A 15,059-nucleotide genomic window follows, 5' to 3' on the forward strand; every position below is an offset into this window, starting at 1 on the left:
CGCGTCACGACGAAAGCCCCGCCCGTGGGAACGGGCGGGGCCTTCACCGGTGTGCGGGTACCGCGGCGGTTACGCGAGGAGCGCCGGGATGGTGTCCTCGTGGGCCGTGCGCAGCTCCTCCAGGGACAGCTCGAACTCGCCCTGGAGCTCGACCGTGTCGCCGTCCACGACGCCGATGCGGGTCACGGGCAGGCCGCGCGCCCCGCACATGTCGTTGAAGCGGAGTTCCTCGGACCGCGGGACGGCCACCACGGCACGGCCCGCCGACTCGGAGAACAGGAGCGTGAAGGCGTCCAGCCCGTCCGGGACGACCAGCCGCGCGCCCTTGCCGCCGAGCAGCGCCGACTCGACGACCGCCTGGATCAGACCGCCGTCCGACAGGTCGTGCGCGGAGTCGATCATGCCGTCGCGGGACGCGGAGATCAGGATCTCGGCGAGCAGCCGCTCCCGTTCCAGGTCGACCTTCGGGGGAAGACCGCCGAGGTGGTCGTGGACGACCTGGGACCAGGCCGAGCCGCCGAACTCCTCACGGGTGTCGCCGAGGAGGTAGAGCAGCTGGCCCTCCTCCTGGAAGGCGACCGGCGTGCGCCGCGCCACGTCGTCGATGACGCCCAGCACCGCGACCACGGGGGTCGGGTGGATGGCCGCCTCGCCCGTCTGGTTGTACAGGGAGACGTTGCCGCCGGTCACCGGGGTGCCGAGCTGCTGGCAGGCGTCGGCCAGGCCGCGGATGGCCTCCGCGAACTGCCACATCACCGCCGGGTCCTCGGGAGAGCCGAAGTTCAGGCAGTCGGAGACGGCGAGCGGCTTGGCGCCGGTCGTCGCCACGTTGCGGTACGCCTCGGAGAGCGCCAGCTGCGCGCCCGCGTACGGGTCGAGCTTGGCGTACCGGCCGTTGCCGTCGGTCGCGATGGCGACGCCGAGGCCGGTCTCCTCGTCGATCCGGATCATGCCCGAGTCCTCGGGCTGCGCGAGGACGGTGTTGCCCTGCACGAAGTGGTCGTACTGCGAGGTGATCCACTTCTTGGACGCCTGGTTCGGGGAGGACACCAGCTTCAGGACCTGGTCCTTCAGCTCCTCGCCCGTCGTCGGCCTCGGCAGCTTGTTCGCGTCGTCGGCCTGGAGGGCGTCCTGCCAGTCCGGGCGGGCGTAGGGGCGCTCGTAGACCGGGCCGTCGTGGGCGACGGTGCGCGGGTCGACGTCGACGATCTTGCCGCCGTGCCAGAAGATCTCCAGGCGGTCGCCGTCCGTGACCTCGCCGATGACGGTGGCGATGACGTCCCACTTGTCGCAGATCTCGAGGAACCGGTCCACCTTGCCGGGCTCGACGACCGCGCACATGCGTTCCTGCGACTCGCTCATGAGGATCTCCTCGGGCGAGAGCGTGGAGTCGCGCAGCGGTACGTCGTCCAGCGTGACGCGCATGCCGCCGGAGCCGTTGGAGGCGAGCTCGGACGTGGCGCAGGACAGGCCGGCCGCGCCGAGGTCCTGGATGCCGACGACCAGCTTCTCCTTGAAGGCCTCCAGGGTGCACTCGATGAGGAGCTTCTCCTGGAACGGGTCGCCGACCTGCACGGCCGGACGCTTCGACGGCTTGGCGTCGTCGAAGGTCTCGGAGGCCAGGATCGACGCGCCGCCGATGCCGTCGCCGCCGGTGCGGGCCCCGTAGAGGATGACCTTGTTGCCCGCGCCGGACGCCTTCGCGAGGTGGATGTCCTCGTGTCGCATCACACCGATGGCGCCGGCGTTGACCAGCGGGTTGCCCTGGTAGCAGGCGTCGAAGACGACCTCGCCGCCGATGTTCGGCAGGCCCAGGCAGTTGCCGTAGCCGCCGATGCCGGCGACCACGCCCGGCAGGACACGCTTGGTGTCGGGGTGGTCGGCGGCACCGAAGCGCAGCGGGTCCACGACCGCGACCGGCCGCGCGCCCATCGCGATGATGTCGCGGACGATGCCGCCGACGCCCGTGGCAGCGCCCTGGTAGGGCTCGACGTACGAGGGGTGGTTGTGCGACTCGACCTTGAAGGTGACCGCGTAACCCTGGCCGACGTCGACGACGCCCGCGTTCTCGCCGATGCCCACGAGGAGGGCGTCGGACTGGGGGGCCTTCTCGCCGAACTGGCGGAGGTGCACCTTGGAGGACTTGTACGAGCAGTGCTCGGACCACATGACCGAGTACATGGCCAGCTCGGCGCCGGTCGGGCGACGGCCGAGGATCTCGACCACGCGCTCGTACTCGTCCTTCTTCAGGCCGAGTTCGGCCCAGGGCAGCTCGACGTCGGGGGTCTCGGTCGCGTGCTCGACCGTGTCCAGAGGCGTCCGGCTCATGCGTTGACCAGCTTCTTGAGGATCGAGGTGAAGAAGGGGAGACCGTCGGTGCGGCCGGACCCGATGAGGGGTTCGACGGCGTGCTCCGGGTGCGGCATCAGGCCCACGACGTTGCCCGCCGCGTTGGTGATGCCGGCGATGTCGTTGAGCGAGCCGTTCGGGTTGACGTCCAGGTAGCGGAAGGCGACCCGGCCCTCCGCCTCCAGCTCGTCCAGCGTGTGCTGGTCGGCGACGTACCGGCCGTCCATGTTCTTCAGCGGGATGTGGATCTCCTGGCCGGCCGTGTAGTCGGTGGTCCAGGCGGTGTCCGCGTTCTCCACCCGCAGCTTCTGGTCGCGGCAGATGAAGTGGAGGTGGTCGTTGCCGAGCATCGCGCCGGGCAGCAGGTGGGCCTCGGTGAGGATCTGGAAGCCGTTGCAGATGCCGAGGACCGGCAGACCGGCCTTCGCCTGCTCGATGAGGGGCTCCATCACGGGGGAGAAACGCGCGATGGCGCCGGCCCGCAGATAGTCGCCGTAGGAGAAACCTCCGCACAGCACCACGGCGTCGACCTGGTGGAGGTTCTTGTCCTTGTGCCAGAGGGCGACGGGCTCGGCGCCCGCGAGCCGGATCGCACGCTGGGTGTCCCGGTCGTCGAGGCTGCCGGGAAAAGTGACGACGCCAATACGAGCGGTCACTTCGCGGCCCCCGCGACGGCTTCTTCCGACTCGACCCGGACGGTGAAGTCCTCGATCACGGTGTTGGCGAGGAAGGATTCCGCAAGATCGTGGATGCGGGCGAGGGCGGCCTCGTCGACCGGCCCGTCAACTTCCAGTTCGAATCGCTTTCCCTGACGTACGTCGGAGATGCCTTCGAAACCCAGCCGCGGCAGTGCGCGCTGCACCGCCTGGCCCTGGGGGTCGAGGATCTCCGGCTTGAGCATGACGTCGACTACGACGCGTGCCACTGGCACTCCCGGTGGTGTGGTGCTGAGCAGGCTCCTGCAGGTGTCTCCAACAGGTGTCTTCAGACTACCCGCACAAAATTTCTACGCGAGTAGAGTTGTAGGAAACTACGTGAGCGCCATCACGATCAGGTATCGGACCAGTGCCTTCGTGGAAATTTCAGGGAAAGATCCGGGGTGCGTCCACGTTCCCTATTGCCCCGGGACACGCGGACAGATTTAGTCGGGCTTCACATTCCAATGCCGGGCACTGTACAAATGAATTGTCAATAGCCGATACTTTGCCCCATAACAGGCGAACAGTCGACATCTCCGTGGCGTCTCGGCACGTCACCGCAGAGCTGTCGCACGAAGGGACCGATATTCGTGGCGCAGAAGGTCGTGGTCACTCTCTTTGACGACATCGACGGCTCGGAAGCGGCGGAAACGATCGCCTTCGGGCTGGACGGCAAGTCGTACGAGATCGACCTGAATGAAGGCAATGCCGAGAAACTGCGTAAGGCGCTCGCGCCCTACGTGGACGCCGGCCGCAAGCGGTCGAGGTCCGGCAAGGCGTACAAGCAGACGGAGGTCGCCCCCGACCCCGCGGCCGTCCGCGCCTGGGCCCAGGCCAACAAGATGGACGTGCCGGCCCGCGGCCGCATCCCCAAGAAGGTCTACGAGGCGTTCACCGACGCACAGTGAGCTCCGCTCCGAGTGCTGGGCCGACGGCCGGTCACCCGCCCCCGGCGGGAACCGACTTGCGTTGCACCCCTCCCGGTCAGCTAGAGTCTGGAGCACGCCGCCGGGCGAGGCCGAAAGGCCCAGCTCACGGAGTACACGCGGGTGTAGTTCAGTAGTAGAACATCCCCCTTCCAGGGGGAAGGCGCAGTGTGCAATTCCTGTCACCCGCTCTGCACCGCCGATCTGACCACTCTTGTGGATCAGGTAGGCTGGTGCTCGCGCCGATCGGTGAAAGCCGGTCGGAGGCAATGCGGACGTAGCTCAGTTGGTAGAGCGCAACCTTGCCAAGGTTGAGGTCGCGAGTTCGAGCCTCGTCGTCCGCTCCATCGAGAAGACCCCGGTCCAGTGGACCGGGGTCTTCTCGTGTGCCCATGTGTTCGTGTGTCCCGGTGTTGGTGTGTCCGTGTGCTGCGGCCGCCCGTATCGCCATGGGCGCGCGCCGCAGCGGTCGTCTGACATTTGTCATACGCACCGGTGACACCTCGCACTGCCGGGCCCTCCCCTTCGCGGGGACGCTCGGGACATGGACACGAATGAGCACGTGATCGAGGTCACCGGCCTCCGGCGTGTGTACGGGGGCGAGTTCGAAGCGGTCCGTGGCATCTCCTTCCACGTGCGCCGCGGTGAGGTCTTCGCGCTGCTGGGCACCAACGGGGCCGGGAAGACGTCGACCGTCGAACTGCTGGAGGGGCTCGCGCGTCCGGACGGCGGCCGGATCAGGGTCCTCGGGCACGACCCGTACAGCGAGCGGACCGCCGTACGGCCGCGCACCGGCGTGATGCTCCAGGAGGGCGGCTTCCCCTCCGAACTGACCGCCGCCGAGACCGCGCGGATGTGGGCCGGCTGCGTGAGCGGCGCCCGTCCGGCCGGGCAGGCGCTGGCCCTCGTCGGACTCGCCGAACGGGCGGACGTCCGGGTCAAGCAGCTGTCCGGGGGCGAGCGGCGACGGCTCGACCTGGCGCTCGCGGTGCTCGGCGACCCCGAGGTCGTGTTCCTCGACGAGCCGACGACCGGCCTGGACGCCGAGGGCCGGCGCGACACCTGGGACCTGGTGCGCGCCCTGCGCGACGCCGGTACGACGGTCCTGCTGACCACGCACTACCTGGAGGAGGCGGAGGTTCTCGCCGACCGGCTGGCCATCCTGCACCGGGGCCGCGTCGCCGCCTCCGGAACGCCCGCGGAGGTGACCGCCGCCCAGCCCTCCAGGATCGCCTTCGAGCTGCCCGAGGGGTACTTCGTGGGCGACCTGCCGCCGTTGGGGGAACTCGGCGTGTGCGGCCACGAGGTCGACGGTCGCGTCGTACGGCTGCGCACCCGGGAGTTGCAGCGGGCGGCGACCGGGCTGCTGGTGTGGGCCGACCGGGCCGGGGTGCGACTGCGCCGACTGGACGTGCGGTCGGCATCGCTGGAGGAGGCGTTCCTCGGCATCGCCCGGAAGGCGTCGGACGACCCGGAGGGCGGTCGGGGCCACCCGGACGACCGAGGCGGTCCAGACGGTCGACGGGGTCCAGGAGATCCAGGCGGTCCAGGCGACCGGGACACGGAGGTCGCGGCATGAGGGAGGCGAACCAGCGGGGTGGGACGACGGTGGAGGGCGCCGCCGGTCGGGCCGTCAGGGGTGCGGAAACCACCCCCCTGGGCAGGATGGCCGCCCTCGGCCGGGCCGAGCTGACGCTCCTCGGGCGCAGCAGGAGCACGCTCGCCCTGGCCCTGTTCGTGCCGCTCGTGCTGCCGGTCAGCCTCGCCTCGGTGGTCGACGGAATGGACGTGGCGGACGTCGGACTCAGCGCCGGCCTGGTCCTGCTGCCCGCCGCCATCGGCTTCTCGCTGCTGTTCGGCGTGTACCAGGCGCTGTCGTCCGTCTTCACCGCCCGTCGCGAGGAGTTGGTGCTGAAGCGGCTGCGCACCGGCGAGCTGCGGGACGCCGAGATCCTGTGCGGATCGGCGCTGCCGGTGCTCACCGTGGGGCTGGTGCAGTCTCTGGCGCTGGTGGCCGGCTGCACCGCCCTGCTGGACGTACCGGCCCCGAAGGCGCCCCAGCTCGCCGTCCTGGGGCTGCTGTCGGGGCTCGTGATGTGCGCGGCGCTCGCGGCGCTCACCGCGGCCCTGACCCGGACCGTGGAGAGCGCGCAGGTCACCACGGCGCCGTTGGTGCTGGTGTCGATGACCGGCTCCGGGATGGCCGTCCCGCTGGAACTGCTCCCCGACCGGCTCGCGTCCGTCTGCGAACTGCTGCCGCTCTCCCCGGTGATCACCCTCATCCGGGGCGGCTGGACCGGGAGCCTGTCCGCCTACGAGGCTCTCGGCGCCCTGGCGACCGCACTGGCCTGGACCGTGCTCGCGGTGTTTGCTGTACGACGGTGGTTCCGTTGGGAGCCGAGGCACTGAGGAACGGTGGAACGGTGTTCGGCTGGATCCGGAGGTGGCACGGACGCCACTGGCGCGAACGCAGCAAGGCGGAGCGGGTCGAGCTCCAGAGCGTGCTCACCTGGTACGTCACGACCTGGAGCTTCTCGCTCTTCTGGCTGGCGCTGCCGCTGGTGGGCGAGATCGACCGCAGGCCCCTGCCGCTGGCCCTCGGCGGGTCGCTGCTCCTCGTCGGCGCCCTGCAGTGCGTGGAGACGAACCGGCTCACCCGGTCGGCGCTCGACCACTATTTGGGCCGGGCCGAACTCCCGTCCCGCGCGCTGCGCCCCGCGGCCGTCCTGCTGGCCCTGGAACTGGCGCTGGCCCTCGCTCTCGGCGCGCTGGGCGGCACCGACGCGGTGGGGGTCAGGCTGTTCGTCGGGGCCGCGCTGCTGCCCTTCGGACTGCTGTACGGGCTCGTCGCACCCGTCCCGGTGTTCCTGCGCCGGTCCGCCGCGCTCGCCGTGGTCCTCATGGCCGCGTTCGCCTGGACCTCACCGGCCCCCGCCGGGATCGTGGCGGTCGGGGTGCTCACCGCGTTCGGGACTCTGTTCTCGCTGGTGGTCTGTCGCTGCGGCGCTTGGAACCTGTCCGTGCTCTGGGAGGCGGAGCGGGCCCGCGAGGTCGAGGCCCGGCTCGCCGTCGCCGAGGAGCGGCTGCGCTTCGGGCGGGATCTGCACGACGTCATGGGCCGGAACCTGGCGGTGATCGCGCTGAAGAGCGAGCTGGCCGTGCAGCTGGCCCGGCGCGGGCGGCCGGACGCCGTGGAGCAGATGATCGAGGTGCAGCGCATCGCGCAGGAGTCGCAGCGCGAGGTGCGGGCCGTCGTCCGGGGCTATCGGGAGGCCGACCTCGGGGCCGAACTCGCCGGAGCTCAGGGCGTGTTGGAGGCGGCGGGGATCGTGTGCGCGGTGACCGGGGACGCCGGGGCGCTGCCCGCCGAGGTGCAGTCGGCGCTCGGCTGGGTGGTGCGGGAGAGCACCACGAACGTGCTGCGGCACGGGGACGCCGAGCGGTGTTCGGTGGCCCTGCGGAGGACGGACGGGTACGTGGTGCTCACGGTGGAGAACGACGGTGTACGGCCGGACGCCCCACCGGGCACGCAGCAGGGCGACAGCGCCCGGGACGGCACGGGCAGGGACGACACCGTCCGGGACGGCTCCGGGTCCGGCGGCGCCGCCGGCCGCGTCCCCGGCGGCCGCACTGGCTCCGGCGGCGGCATGGGCTCCGGGAAGGGCACGCATTCCGGCAGCCGCACGGGACCTGGCGTCGAGGGCCGTGGCGGGTCCGGGGCTCGCGGGGCTGCGGGAGCGGCTGCTCAGGGTCGACGGGACGCTGCAGGCGGGGTTCGTCGGGACGGGCGGGTACCGGGTGGTCGCCCAGGTGCCGTTGAACGGGAAGCACGCTGTGAAAGAGGTCATTTCATGACGGTACGGGTGCTGCTCGCCGACGACGAGCACCTCATCCGGGGTGCCCTGGCCGCGCTGCTCTCCCTCGAGGACGACCTGATGATCGTCGCCGAGGCGGCCACCGGTCCGGAGGCGCTGGCGATGGCCCGGGCCCACCGCCCCGACGTCGCCGTCCTGGATCTGCAGATGCCCGGCGCGGACGGTGTGAAGGTCGCCACATCCCTGCGCACCGAACTGCCTGGATGCCAGGCATTGATCGTCACCAGTCACGGACGGCCTGGGCATCTCAAGCGGGCGCTTGCGGCAGGTGTGCGCGGGTTCGTCCCCAAGACGGTGAGCGCCCAGCGGCTCGCGGAGATCATCCGCACGGTGCACGCCGGGAACCGTTACGTCGACCCGGAGTTGGCCGCCGACGCGATCTCCGCAGGCGACTCGCCGCTGACCTCGCGCGAGGCGGAGGTGCTGGAACTCGCCGCCGACGGCGCGCCCGTCGCGGAGATCGCCGAGCGGGCCGCCCTCTCGCAGGGCACCGTACGGAACTACCTGTCGTCGGCCGTCTCCAAGCTCGGGGCGGAGAACCGGCATGCCGCGGTGCGGCTCGCGCGGGAGCGGGGTTGGGTATAGTTGGCCTCGCGCCACGGCACCTTCACACCGGCGCGTTGCGGACGTAGCTCAGTTGGTAGAGCGCAACCTTGCCAAGGTTGAGGTCGCGAGTTCGAGCCTCGTCGTCCGCTCCATCGAAAGGCCCCGGTCACCGACCGGGGCCTTTCGCGTCACTCCCAGCCGACGCCCGTGAGGCGCTCGTAGGCCTCGACGTACTTCGCGCGGGTCGCGTCCACGATGTGCTGGGGCAGCGGCGGCGGGGGCTGCTCGCTGTGCCGGTCCCAGCCGGACTCGGCCGAAGTCAGCCAGTCGCGCACGAACTGCTTGTCGTACGAGGGCTGCGCGCGGCCGGGCTGCCACTGGTCGGCCGGCCAGAAACGGGACGAGTCCGGGGTGAGGACCTCGTCGGCGATGACCAGGTCCTCGCCCTCGAAACCGAACTCGAACTTGGTGTCGGCGAGGATGACGCCCCGGTCCCGGGCGATGTCGCGGGCGCGGCCGTACACGGCGAGGGTCGCCTGGCGGAGCTGGGCGGCGGTGTCGGCGCCGACCTGACGGGCCACCTCCTCGTAGGAGACGTTCTCGTCGTGCTCGCCGACGGCCGCCTTGGTGGCCGGGGTGAAGATCGGGGCGGGCAGTTCGCTGCCGTCGACCAGGCCCTCGGGGAGGGCGAGCCCGCAGACCGTGCGGGAGTCCTTGTATTCGGCGAGGCCCGAGCCGGTGAGGTAGCCGCGGGCCACGCACTCGACGGGGACCATCCGCAGCGACTTGCAGACCAGGGTGCGACCGGCCCAGTCGGCGGGGGCGCCGGCGGGCAGCTCCGTGCTGAGGACGTGGTTCGGCACCAGGTCGGCGAACTGGTCGAACCACCACAGGGAGAGCTGGGTCAGGATGCGGCCCTTGTCGGGGATCTCGGTCGGCAGCACCCAGTCGAAGGCGGACGTACGGTCGCTGGCGACCATCACGAGGTCGCCCGCCTCGTTCTGGTACAGCTCGCGCACCTTGCCGGTGTGCAGATGCACCAGGCCCGGCACCTGAAGGGGCTCGGGCTTTTCTACGAATCCGGACACGGTTCCTCCCCGTGGTTCTGTCTCAGTGGGCTGATTGTCCCGTACATCGGGATCGGCCGAGGACAGCGGGGTGGAGTGAGGGGGCAACGGGGTGGAGTGAGGCGCGTACGGATGTCAGTCGCGTTTGCAGATGCGGTCCAGGAGGTTGGCGGTGGCCCGCTGGATACGGGGGTCCGCATGGCCGGGGCGGTCCAGGGCCGGGGACCAGGCGAAGGTGCCGGAGGCGAAGACCAGGGCGCCTGAGGGGGCGCGGTAGAGGGAGGTCTCCTGGTGGCGCAGGACACCCTGGGTGTCGCTGTACGGGGAGTGGGCGAGGAGGATGCGGTCCTCGTGGGGCGGCAGCGCGGTCCGCGGGAAGTAGCGGTCGGCCTCACCCGCGACCAGGTGCTCGATGCCGTCGCCCTCGCCTGCCCCGGTCGCCTCCCACAGCCAGTGTCCGGAGTTGCGGACGATCAGCGGGTGCGGCTCGGGCACCCGCCCCGCGTACTGAATGCCGATCAGCTGCTGCTCGGCCCGGTCGACCTCACGCCACAGCACGGGCCGCCCGGGTCCCCGGCGTTTGCGGCAGGTGAGCAGACGGCCCGGAACGCCCGACGGTGACGGGCCCAACTCCACCTGCCAGTAGAGGGAGTTGGCGGAGAGGAAGACCAGCGAGGTGCCGCTGTCACGGGCGAGTTCCACGGTGCGGCGCATGCGCGTCGACCAGTACTCGTCGTGGCCGGGGAAGACCAGACCCCGGTAGCGGGTGGGGTCGACGGCGCCGACGTGCAGGTCGCGGGCGTCGGCGTAGGCGACGTCGTAGCCGTAGCGCTCCGCCCAGCGGATGAAGTCGTAGGCGTGGCCCACGTGCAGCGGGAGGCCCGCGCCGGCGTACGGACGGTCGAAGGAGACCGTGGTCGCCGCGTCGGCCTCGCCCAGGAGCCGCCCGTCGTCGTCCCACGCGTGGTAGAGACTGGCGCCGGTGCGGCCGTCCTCGGGATAGAGGTTGTAGGCCTGCCAGGTGACGTCGGGAAGGACCAGAAGCAGGTCGGCGGGACGGTGGTCGCGGATCGTGAAGGGCACGTGCGACCGGTAGCCGTCGACGGTGGTGAGGACGGCGACGTACGCGCCCACGTTCCAGTACGACGGGACCTGCAGCCGCCAGGAGAGCCACCAGTGGTGGCAGGAGACCGTGCGGTCGGCGGTCAGCGGCGGAGGCTGGACGATCCCGGAGAGGCGCGGGCTCGTGGTGATCTTGGCCGCGCCGTCGCCGTCGTAGTGGCCGATGCGGTAGACGTCGACGCTGAACTCCTGCGGCGGGTCGACCGTGATGTGGAAGTCGACGGCCTCGCCCGGGGCGACCGCGCCGGTGGAGACGAACCCCTTGATCTGACGGCGGACGTCGTCGGCGGACCGGGGAGCGCCGGAACCGGGCGCGGTGCGCGGGGCGGGGACGCGGGGGCCGCCGGCGCCCTGTGCCGCGCCGGGGGCCGGGTTCGGGTCCACGTACCAGGGGACGACCTGGCCGGTGTCGTCGAAATACGTCTCGCTGCCGCGCAGCCAGGGGACGGGGCCCTGGCCGAAGGGGTCCGTCACGGCGTGGGCCAGCGCTCCCGACTCCCATCGGCGGGTGTGCTTCGGTCCTGGTCCGGGTGCCATGGTGCTCCCCTCCCCTGTGCCCCGTGGTGGCTCGTGGTGACTCATGGCGCCTCGTGCTCGTTCTGCCTGGTGGCAGCTCCCGCGCACGAAAGCGCTGTGCGCGGCGCCGGATGCGCGGCGGTCGGCAGCCTGCCCCGCTCGTCGGACCGCGCCGCTCGTCGTGCGCCGTCCGCCCCTGCGGCTTGTCCTATGTCCCGCGCCCTTGCCATGGGCTCGTTCGATCCCAGCACATCACATAACGCGCGCAGACAGTCACGATTCGTTGCGGATTGGCCGAAAGTGGAAGACGGTGCTCCGGTGCGGTCCCGCCGGGCGGAGCGTCGAGGCCCTCGCCGAGCCCTCGCCGCGCTCAGCCCAACCGCACCGGCTTCTCGGGGCGTATCCCCAGCTCCACCAGCCAGGTCCGCAACGGGACCGCGTCGCCGTCCTCGACGAGGCTGAGGACCCGGGGGGCGAGGTCCGCGACGCGCTCGCCGTCGACCAGGAGGGTCGGGCCGTCCAGCCAGTCGAGGCCCGGAGTCGCGCCGACGGTGTCCATCGCGGCGCAGCACACCATCGCCGTGACGTGGTCGGCGAGGAGCTCCCGGTCGGTGCGCGGCGGCTGGAGGGGGAACAGGGGGAGCGCGTCGTCGTCCCAGAGGGCCGCGTCGGGACCCTGCCCGGGGGCCGGAGGGCCGACGGGAGCCGCCTTCGCGGTCGCCGCCTCCTCCTTGCCGACCTCGGCGCCGATGCGTGCGGCGAGGGCGGCGCTGCGGGGGTTGGAGGCCGGCTCGTCGCCGTCGGGACCGGCCTCGGGCCGCGGGGCCGCGTCCGCGGACGGAAACGGCGCGGGAGCAGGGCCGGTGGCGAAACGGGCGGCGGTTGCACCGGCGGATTCCGCGGCCGGGGCGGATCCGGTGCCGGGAGGCGCGCCCGGCGCCTCCCGAAGCGCGTCCGTCAGCGGCAGCGGCGGCGCGGGGGACGGGTCCTCCGGCGGGGGCGCGGGCGTCGGGCGGACGGCGTCCGCCGCGAAACGGCCGTCGGCCGGGGTCGCCGGGTCGGTCAGGTGGTCCAGGACGCGCGCCAGGGTGGGCCCGCCGGCGTGGGCGGCGGCCGTGGGGTCGGGTGCCCGGCGGACCCCGAGGGCGTCCAGCACCCGGTGGAGGCGGGCCGCGTCGGTGCGCCACTTACGGTCCACGACCTCGTCCGGGTAGTCGTCCCAGGCCACCGGCGACCAGTGCGGGCCGGGCTCGGCGGGACCGCCGTGGAAGAGGCGGGCGGCGAGCAGCGACGCGGCCTCGTCGACCACGCCGGGCTCTTCCAGCAGGTCACAGGCGGGCCGTTCGCCGAGGCGGGAGGCAAAGCCCTCGGCCAGCCGGTCGCGGCGGGACAGCTCGGTGAGGGCGGCGACGACTCCCGCGTCCAGCCGGGAGGGCCAGCGGCCCATCCGCCAGGCGGGCAGCGCCACCCGCGTCAGGAGCCGGTCCCAGCCCGCGTACGCCAGGCCCACCTGCTCCTGGGCGACGATGCGCAGCCCGTAGTCCACAGCCTGTGCACGCTCGGCGGCCGCGGCGGCCACCCCCCGCTCCATCTCACCGGCGTGCACCTGGCAGCCGCGCAGCATCAGCCGCGCGACCCAGCCGATGCCGGAGCAGAAGGGGCGCAGGACGGCACTCCGGCCGGCGCGCTCGGCGCAGACGGCCACCGCGGCGTCCAGCCCGCGCACGTACCGCCGGGCCGCGGCTATGTCGGGGTGGGCGGAGGGGCCGGTGCCGGCGACGACCGGGGCCAGGACCGCCCGCAGCTCGCCCACCCGCATCCACCACAGGAACGGGGAGCCGATGACGAGCACGGGCGCCGTCGCCGTACGGCGGTGCAGGGTGCCGCGGGAGCCGCCCGGGCCGGCTATCTCGTCGGCCCGGCGGGGCGGCGGCGAGCCGTGGGCCCGGTGGGTGCGGTCCTCGAGCCAGCTGTCGCAGTCCGGCGTGAGGGCTATCGCGGAGGGCGCGGGGACGTCCAGCCGGTCGGCGAGGTCGCGGACCAGCCGGTACAGGTCGGGGGCCGCCTGCTCGGCGACGGTGACCGTGGGGCTGACGGCGGGCCGGGCGCGGGCGACCACCAGCGCGATCACCCCGGCCGAGAGCAGGGCGCCGACCGCGACGACGGACACCGCCCAGCGCGCCGCGTCCCAGCCCGCGCCCACGAGATGGCCGGTGGTCCCTCCGACGAGCAGGATCACGGCGGCGGCCGAGGGCAGCAGCGCCAGGGCGAGGGCGCGGCTGCGGATGCGCAGCACGGCCAGTGCCCGGGCGCGCGCCGCCTGCGCGCCCATCTCCACACCCATACCGGTCATGACCGGAGCTCACCCCCTCCCTGCAGTCCTGTGTCCCCCGGCCGTCTTCGCAGTGCTCACTCCCCCACTGTGGCACCCGCCACCGACATCGCAATGCCGGTGGGCCAAGTGCCGGAACGACGGCCGGGACGCTTGCGCCGCACCCTAGTTGGCGCTCAGGCCCCCGTCAGCCGGATAGCTCAGCGCTCACTCGATGGAATGGCTTTGGGGAAAGGTGTATGACGCAGGGCAACGAACAGGCCCCGGGTTCCACGGCCCCTCGGTGAGGGGTTCCATGGAGGCCCGGGGCCTCGGTTCTGTCGGCGAGTTGCCTGGTGGGACGCGTGGGGCGGGCAGGACCCCGGGCGGAGCGTTACGCGCCCGCCACCCGCGCGGCGATGTCCGTACGGTGCTGGGATCCGTCGAGTCCGATGCGCGCGACCGCCCGGTAGGCACGCTCGCGCGCCTCACCGAGATCGGCGCCGGCAGCGGTGACGGACAGCACGCGCCCGCCTGCGCTGACGACCGCGTCGCCGTCCTGCTTCGTCCCCGCGTGCAGCACGTAGGCGTGCGGGGCGTCCTCGGCGGCCACCTCGGCGAGACCGGTGATGGGGTCGCCGGTGCGCGGGGCGTCCGGGTAGTTGTGCGAGGCGATGACGACGGTGACGGCCGCGTCGTCGCTCCAGCGCAGGGGCGGCAGTTCGGCGAGGTCGCCGGTGGCGGCGGCCTTCAGGACACCGGCCAGCGGCGTCCTCAGACGGGCCAGGACGACCTGCGTCTCGGGGTCGCCGAAGCGGGCGTTGAACTCGATGACGCGGACGCCGCGGCCGGTGATGGCGAGGCCCGCGTAGAGCAGCCCGGAGAACGGGGTGCCGCGGCGGCGCATCTCGTCCACGGTCGGCTGCAGAACGGTCTCCAGGACCTCGTCGACCAGCTTCGGGTCGGCCCAGGGCAGCGGCGAGTACGCGCCCATGCCGCCCGTGTTGGGACCCTCGTCGCCGTCGAGCGCGCGCTTGAAGTCCTGGGCGGGCTGGAGCGGGACGACGCTCATGCCGTCGGTGATCGCGAAGAGGGAGACCTCCGGGCCGTCGAGGAACTCCTCGATGACGACGCGGTCGCAGGCAGCCGCGTGCGCCGCGGCGGCCTCCAGGTCGTCGGTGACGACGACGCCCTTGCCGGCCGCCAGACCGTCGTCCTTGACGACGTACGGCGCGCCGAACGCGTCGAGCGCCTCGGCCGCCTCTTCCGGGGTCGTGCAGACGTAGGAGCGGGCGGTCGGCACGCCGGCCGCCGCCATCACGTCCTTGGCGAACGCCTTGGAGCCCTCCAGCTGCGCGGCCTCCTTCGAGGGACCGAAGACCGGGATGCCGGCCCCGCGCACGGCGTCGGCCACCCCGGCGACCAGCGGCGCCTCCGGGCCGACGACGACCAGTTCGGCGCCCAGCTCGACGGCCAGCGCCGACACGGCCTCGCCGTCCAGGGCGTCGACCTGGTGCAGCTCGGCGACCTCGGCGATGCCGGCGTTGCCGGGCGCGCAGTGCAGCGCGGTGACGGCGGGGTCGAGGGACAGTGAGCGGCACAGGGCGTGTTCGCGGGCGCCGCTGCCGATGACGAGGACGTTCACGGGG

At 72.3% G+C, this 15,059-nt stretch carries 11 protein-coding genes, 3 tRNA genes and 1 pseudogene; 8 read left to right on the forward strand and 7 right to left on the reverse strand.

Annotated features, from left to right (window positions below):
* Nucleotides 1–69: 69 nt before the first annotated feature.
* From purL to purS, 3 genes are read right to left on the reverse strand one after another with little or no spacing between them, the layout of a single operon-like run.
* Complete coding sequence (purL, locus tag QF032_RS19165; RefSeq protein ID WP_307044210.1) at nt 70–2,328, reverse strand: phosphoribosylformylglycinamidine synthase subunit PurL; 2,259 nt, start codon at nt 2,326–2,328, stop codon at nt 70–72.
* Entirely contained in the window at nt 2,325–3,005 is a 681-nt protein-coding gene (gene purQ / locus QF032_RS19170; protein WP_306950843.1) for a phosphoribosylformylglycinamidine synthase subunit PurQ, read from the reverse strand. Before purQ ends, purL begins: the two co-directional genes overlap by 4 nt.
* Nucleotides 3,002–3,274, reverse strand: coding sequence for a phosphoribosylformylglycinamidine synthase subunit PurS (gene purS / locus QF032_RS19175; RefSeq protein WP_057576348.1), 273 nt, complete (start codon nt 3,272–3,274; stop codon nt 3,002–3,004). Before purS ends, purQ begins: the two co-directional genes overlap by 4 nt.
* 363 nt (nt 3,275–3,637) lie before the next feature.
* Here purS and QF032_RS19180 point away from each other — a divergent pair, with 363 nt between their 5' ends.
* The 8 genes and pseudogenes from QF032_RS19180 to QF032_RS19215 all read left to right on the forward strand — a co-directional run bounded on the left by QF032_RS19180 (nt 3,638) and on the right by QF032_RS19215 (nt 8,546).
* Entirely contained in the window at nt 3,638–3,955 is a 318-nt protein-coding gene (locus tag QF032_RS19180) for a histone-like nucleoid-structuring protein Lsr2 (RefSeq protein WP_107443208.1), read from the forward strand.
* A gap of 137 nt (nt 3,956–4,092) precedes the next feature.
* Nucleotides 4,093–4,164: transfer RNA gene (locus QF032_RS19185), tRNA-Gly, on the forward strand.
* 80 nt (nt 4,165–4,244) lie between these two features.
* Nucleotides 4,245–4,320, forward strand: a tRNA-Gly gene (locus QF032_RS19190).
* A gap of 197 nt (nt 4,321–4,517) precedes the next feature.
* Entirely contained in the window at nt 4,518–5,552 is a 1,035-nt protein-coding gene (locus tag QF032_RS19195) for an ABC transporter ATP-binding protein (RefSeq protein WP_307056769.1), read from the forward strand.
* A gap of 86 nt (nt 5,553–5,638) precedes the next feature.
* On the forward strand, nt 5,639–6,382 hold the full coding sequence (locus tag QF032_RS19200) for an ABC transporter permease (protein WP_307060307.1): 744 nt from the start codon (nt 5,639–5,641) through the stop codon (nt 6,380–6,382).
* 704 nt (nt 6,383–7,086) lie between these two features.
* Nucleotides 7,087–7,194, forward strand: a pseudogene (locus tag QF032_RS40645) (hypothetical protein); the annotation flags it as partial.
* A 630-nt stretch (nt 7,195–7,824) separates the two neighbouring features.
* Nucleotides 7,825–8,433: a response regulator transcription factor gene (locus QF032_RS19210; RefSeq protein WP_307044216.1), complete on the forward strand. Its 609-nt coding sequence runs from the start codon at nt 7,825–7,827 to the stop codon at nt 8,431–8,433.
* A gap of 37 nt (nt 8,434–8,470) precedes the next feature.
* Nucleotides 8,471–8,546: transfer RNA gene (locus tag QF032_RS19215), tRNA-Gly, on the forward strand.
* Between the two features lie 36 nt (nt 8,547–8,582).
* Here the strand turns inward: QF032_RS19215 and QF032_RS19220 are convergent.
* From QF032_RS19220 to purD, 4 genes are all read right to left on the reverse strand, one after another.
* Nucleotides 8,583–9,482 (reverse strand): phosphoribosylaminoimidazolesuccinocarboxamide synthase, encoded by a 900-nt coding sequence (locus QF032_RS19220; RefSeq protein WP_307056772.1) that lies wholly within the window; start codon nt 9,480–9,482, stop codon nt 8,583–8,585.
* 114 nt (nt 9,483–9,596) lie between these two features.
* A complete protein-coding gene (locus QF032_RS19225) occupies nt 9,597–11,120 on the reverse strand; it encodes a N,N-dimethylformamidase beta subunit family domain-containing protein (RefSeq protein ID WP_307056773.1) in 1,524 nt (507 codons plus the stop codon).
* 349 nt (nt 11,121–11,469) lie between these two features.
* Nucleotides 11,470–13,452: a hypothetical protein gene (locus tag QF032_RS19230; RefSeq protein ID WP_307056775.1), complete on the reverse strand. Its 1,983-nt coding sequence runs from the start codon at nt 13,450–13,452 to the stop codon at nt 11,470–11,472.
* Nucleotides 13,453–13,804: 352 nt separating this feature from the next.
* A complete protein-coding gene (purD, locus tag QF032_RS19235) occupies nt 13,805–15,055 on the reverse strand; it encodes a phosphoribosylamine--glycine ligase (protein ID WP_307056777.1) in 1,251 nt (416 codons plus the stop codon).
* Nucleotides 15,056–15,059 lie beyond the last annotated feature (4 nt).

Source organism: Streptomyces achromogenes (assembly GCF_030816715.1).
Classification (GTDB): Bacteria; Actinomycetota; Actinomycetes; order Streptomycetales; family Streptomycetaceae; genus Streptomyces; species Streptomyces achromogenes_A.

Coding starts and splice junctions, on each gene's coding strand:
- purL (WP_307044210.1), bottom strand. CDS start 2,328: ATGAGCCGGACGCCTCTGGACACGGTCGAGCACGCGACCGAGACCCCC.
- QF032_RS19195 (WP_307056769.1), top strand. CDS start 4,518: ATGGACACGAATGAGCACGTGATCGAGGTCACCGGCCTCCGGCGTGTG.
- QF032_RS19200 (WP_307060307.1), top strand. CDS start 5,639: ATGGCCGCCCTCGGCCGGGCCGAGCTGACGCTCCTCGGGCGCAGCAGG.
- QF032_RS19210 (WP_307044216.1), top strand. CDS start 7,825: ATGACGGTACGGGTGCTGCTCGCCGACGACGAGCACCTCATCCGGGGT.
- QF032_RS19225 (WP_307056773.1), bottom strand. CDS start 11,120: ATGGCACCCGGACCAGGACCGAAGCACACCCGCCGATGGGAGTCGGGA.
- QF032_RS19230 (WP_307056775.1), bottom strand. CDS start 13,452: ATGACCGGTATGGGTGTGGAGATGGGCGCGCAGGCGGCGCGCGCCCGG.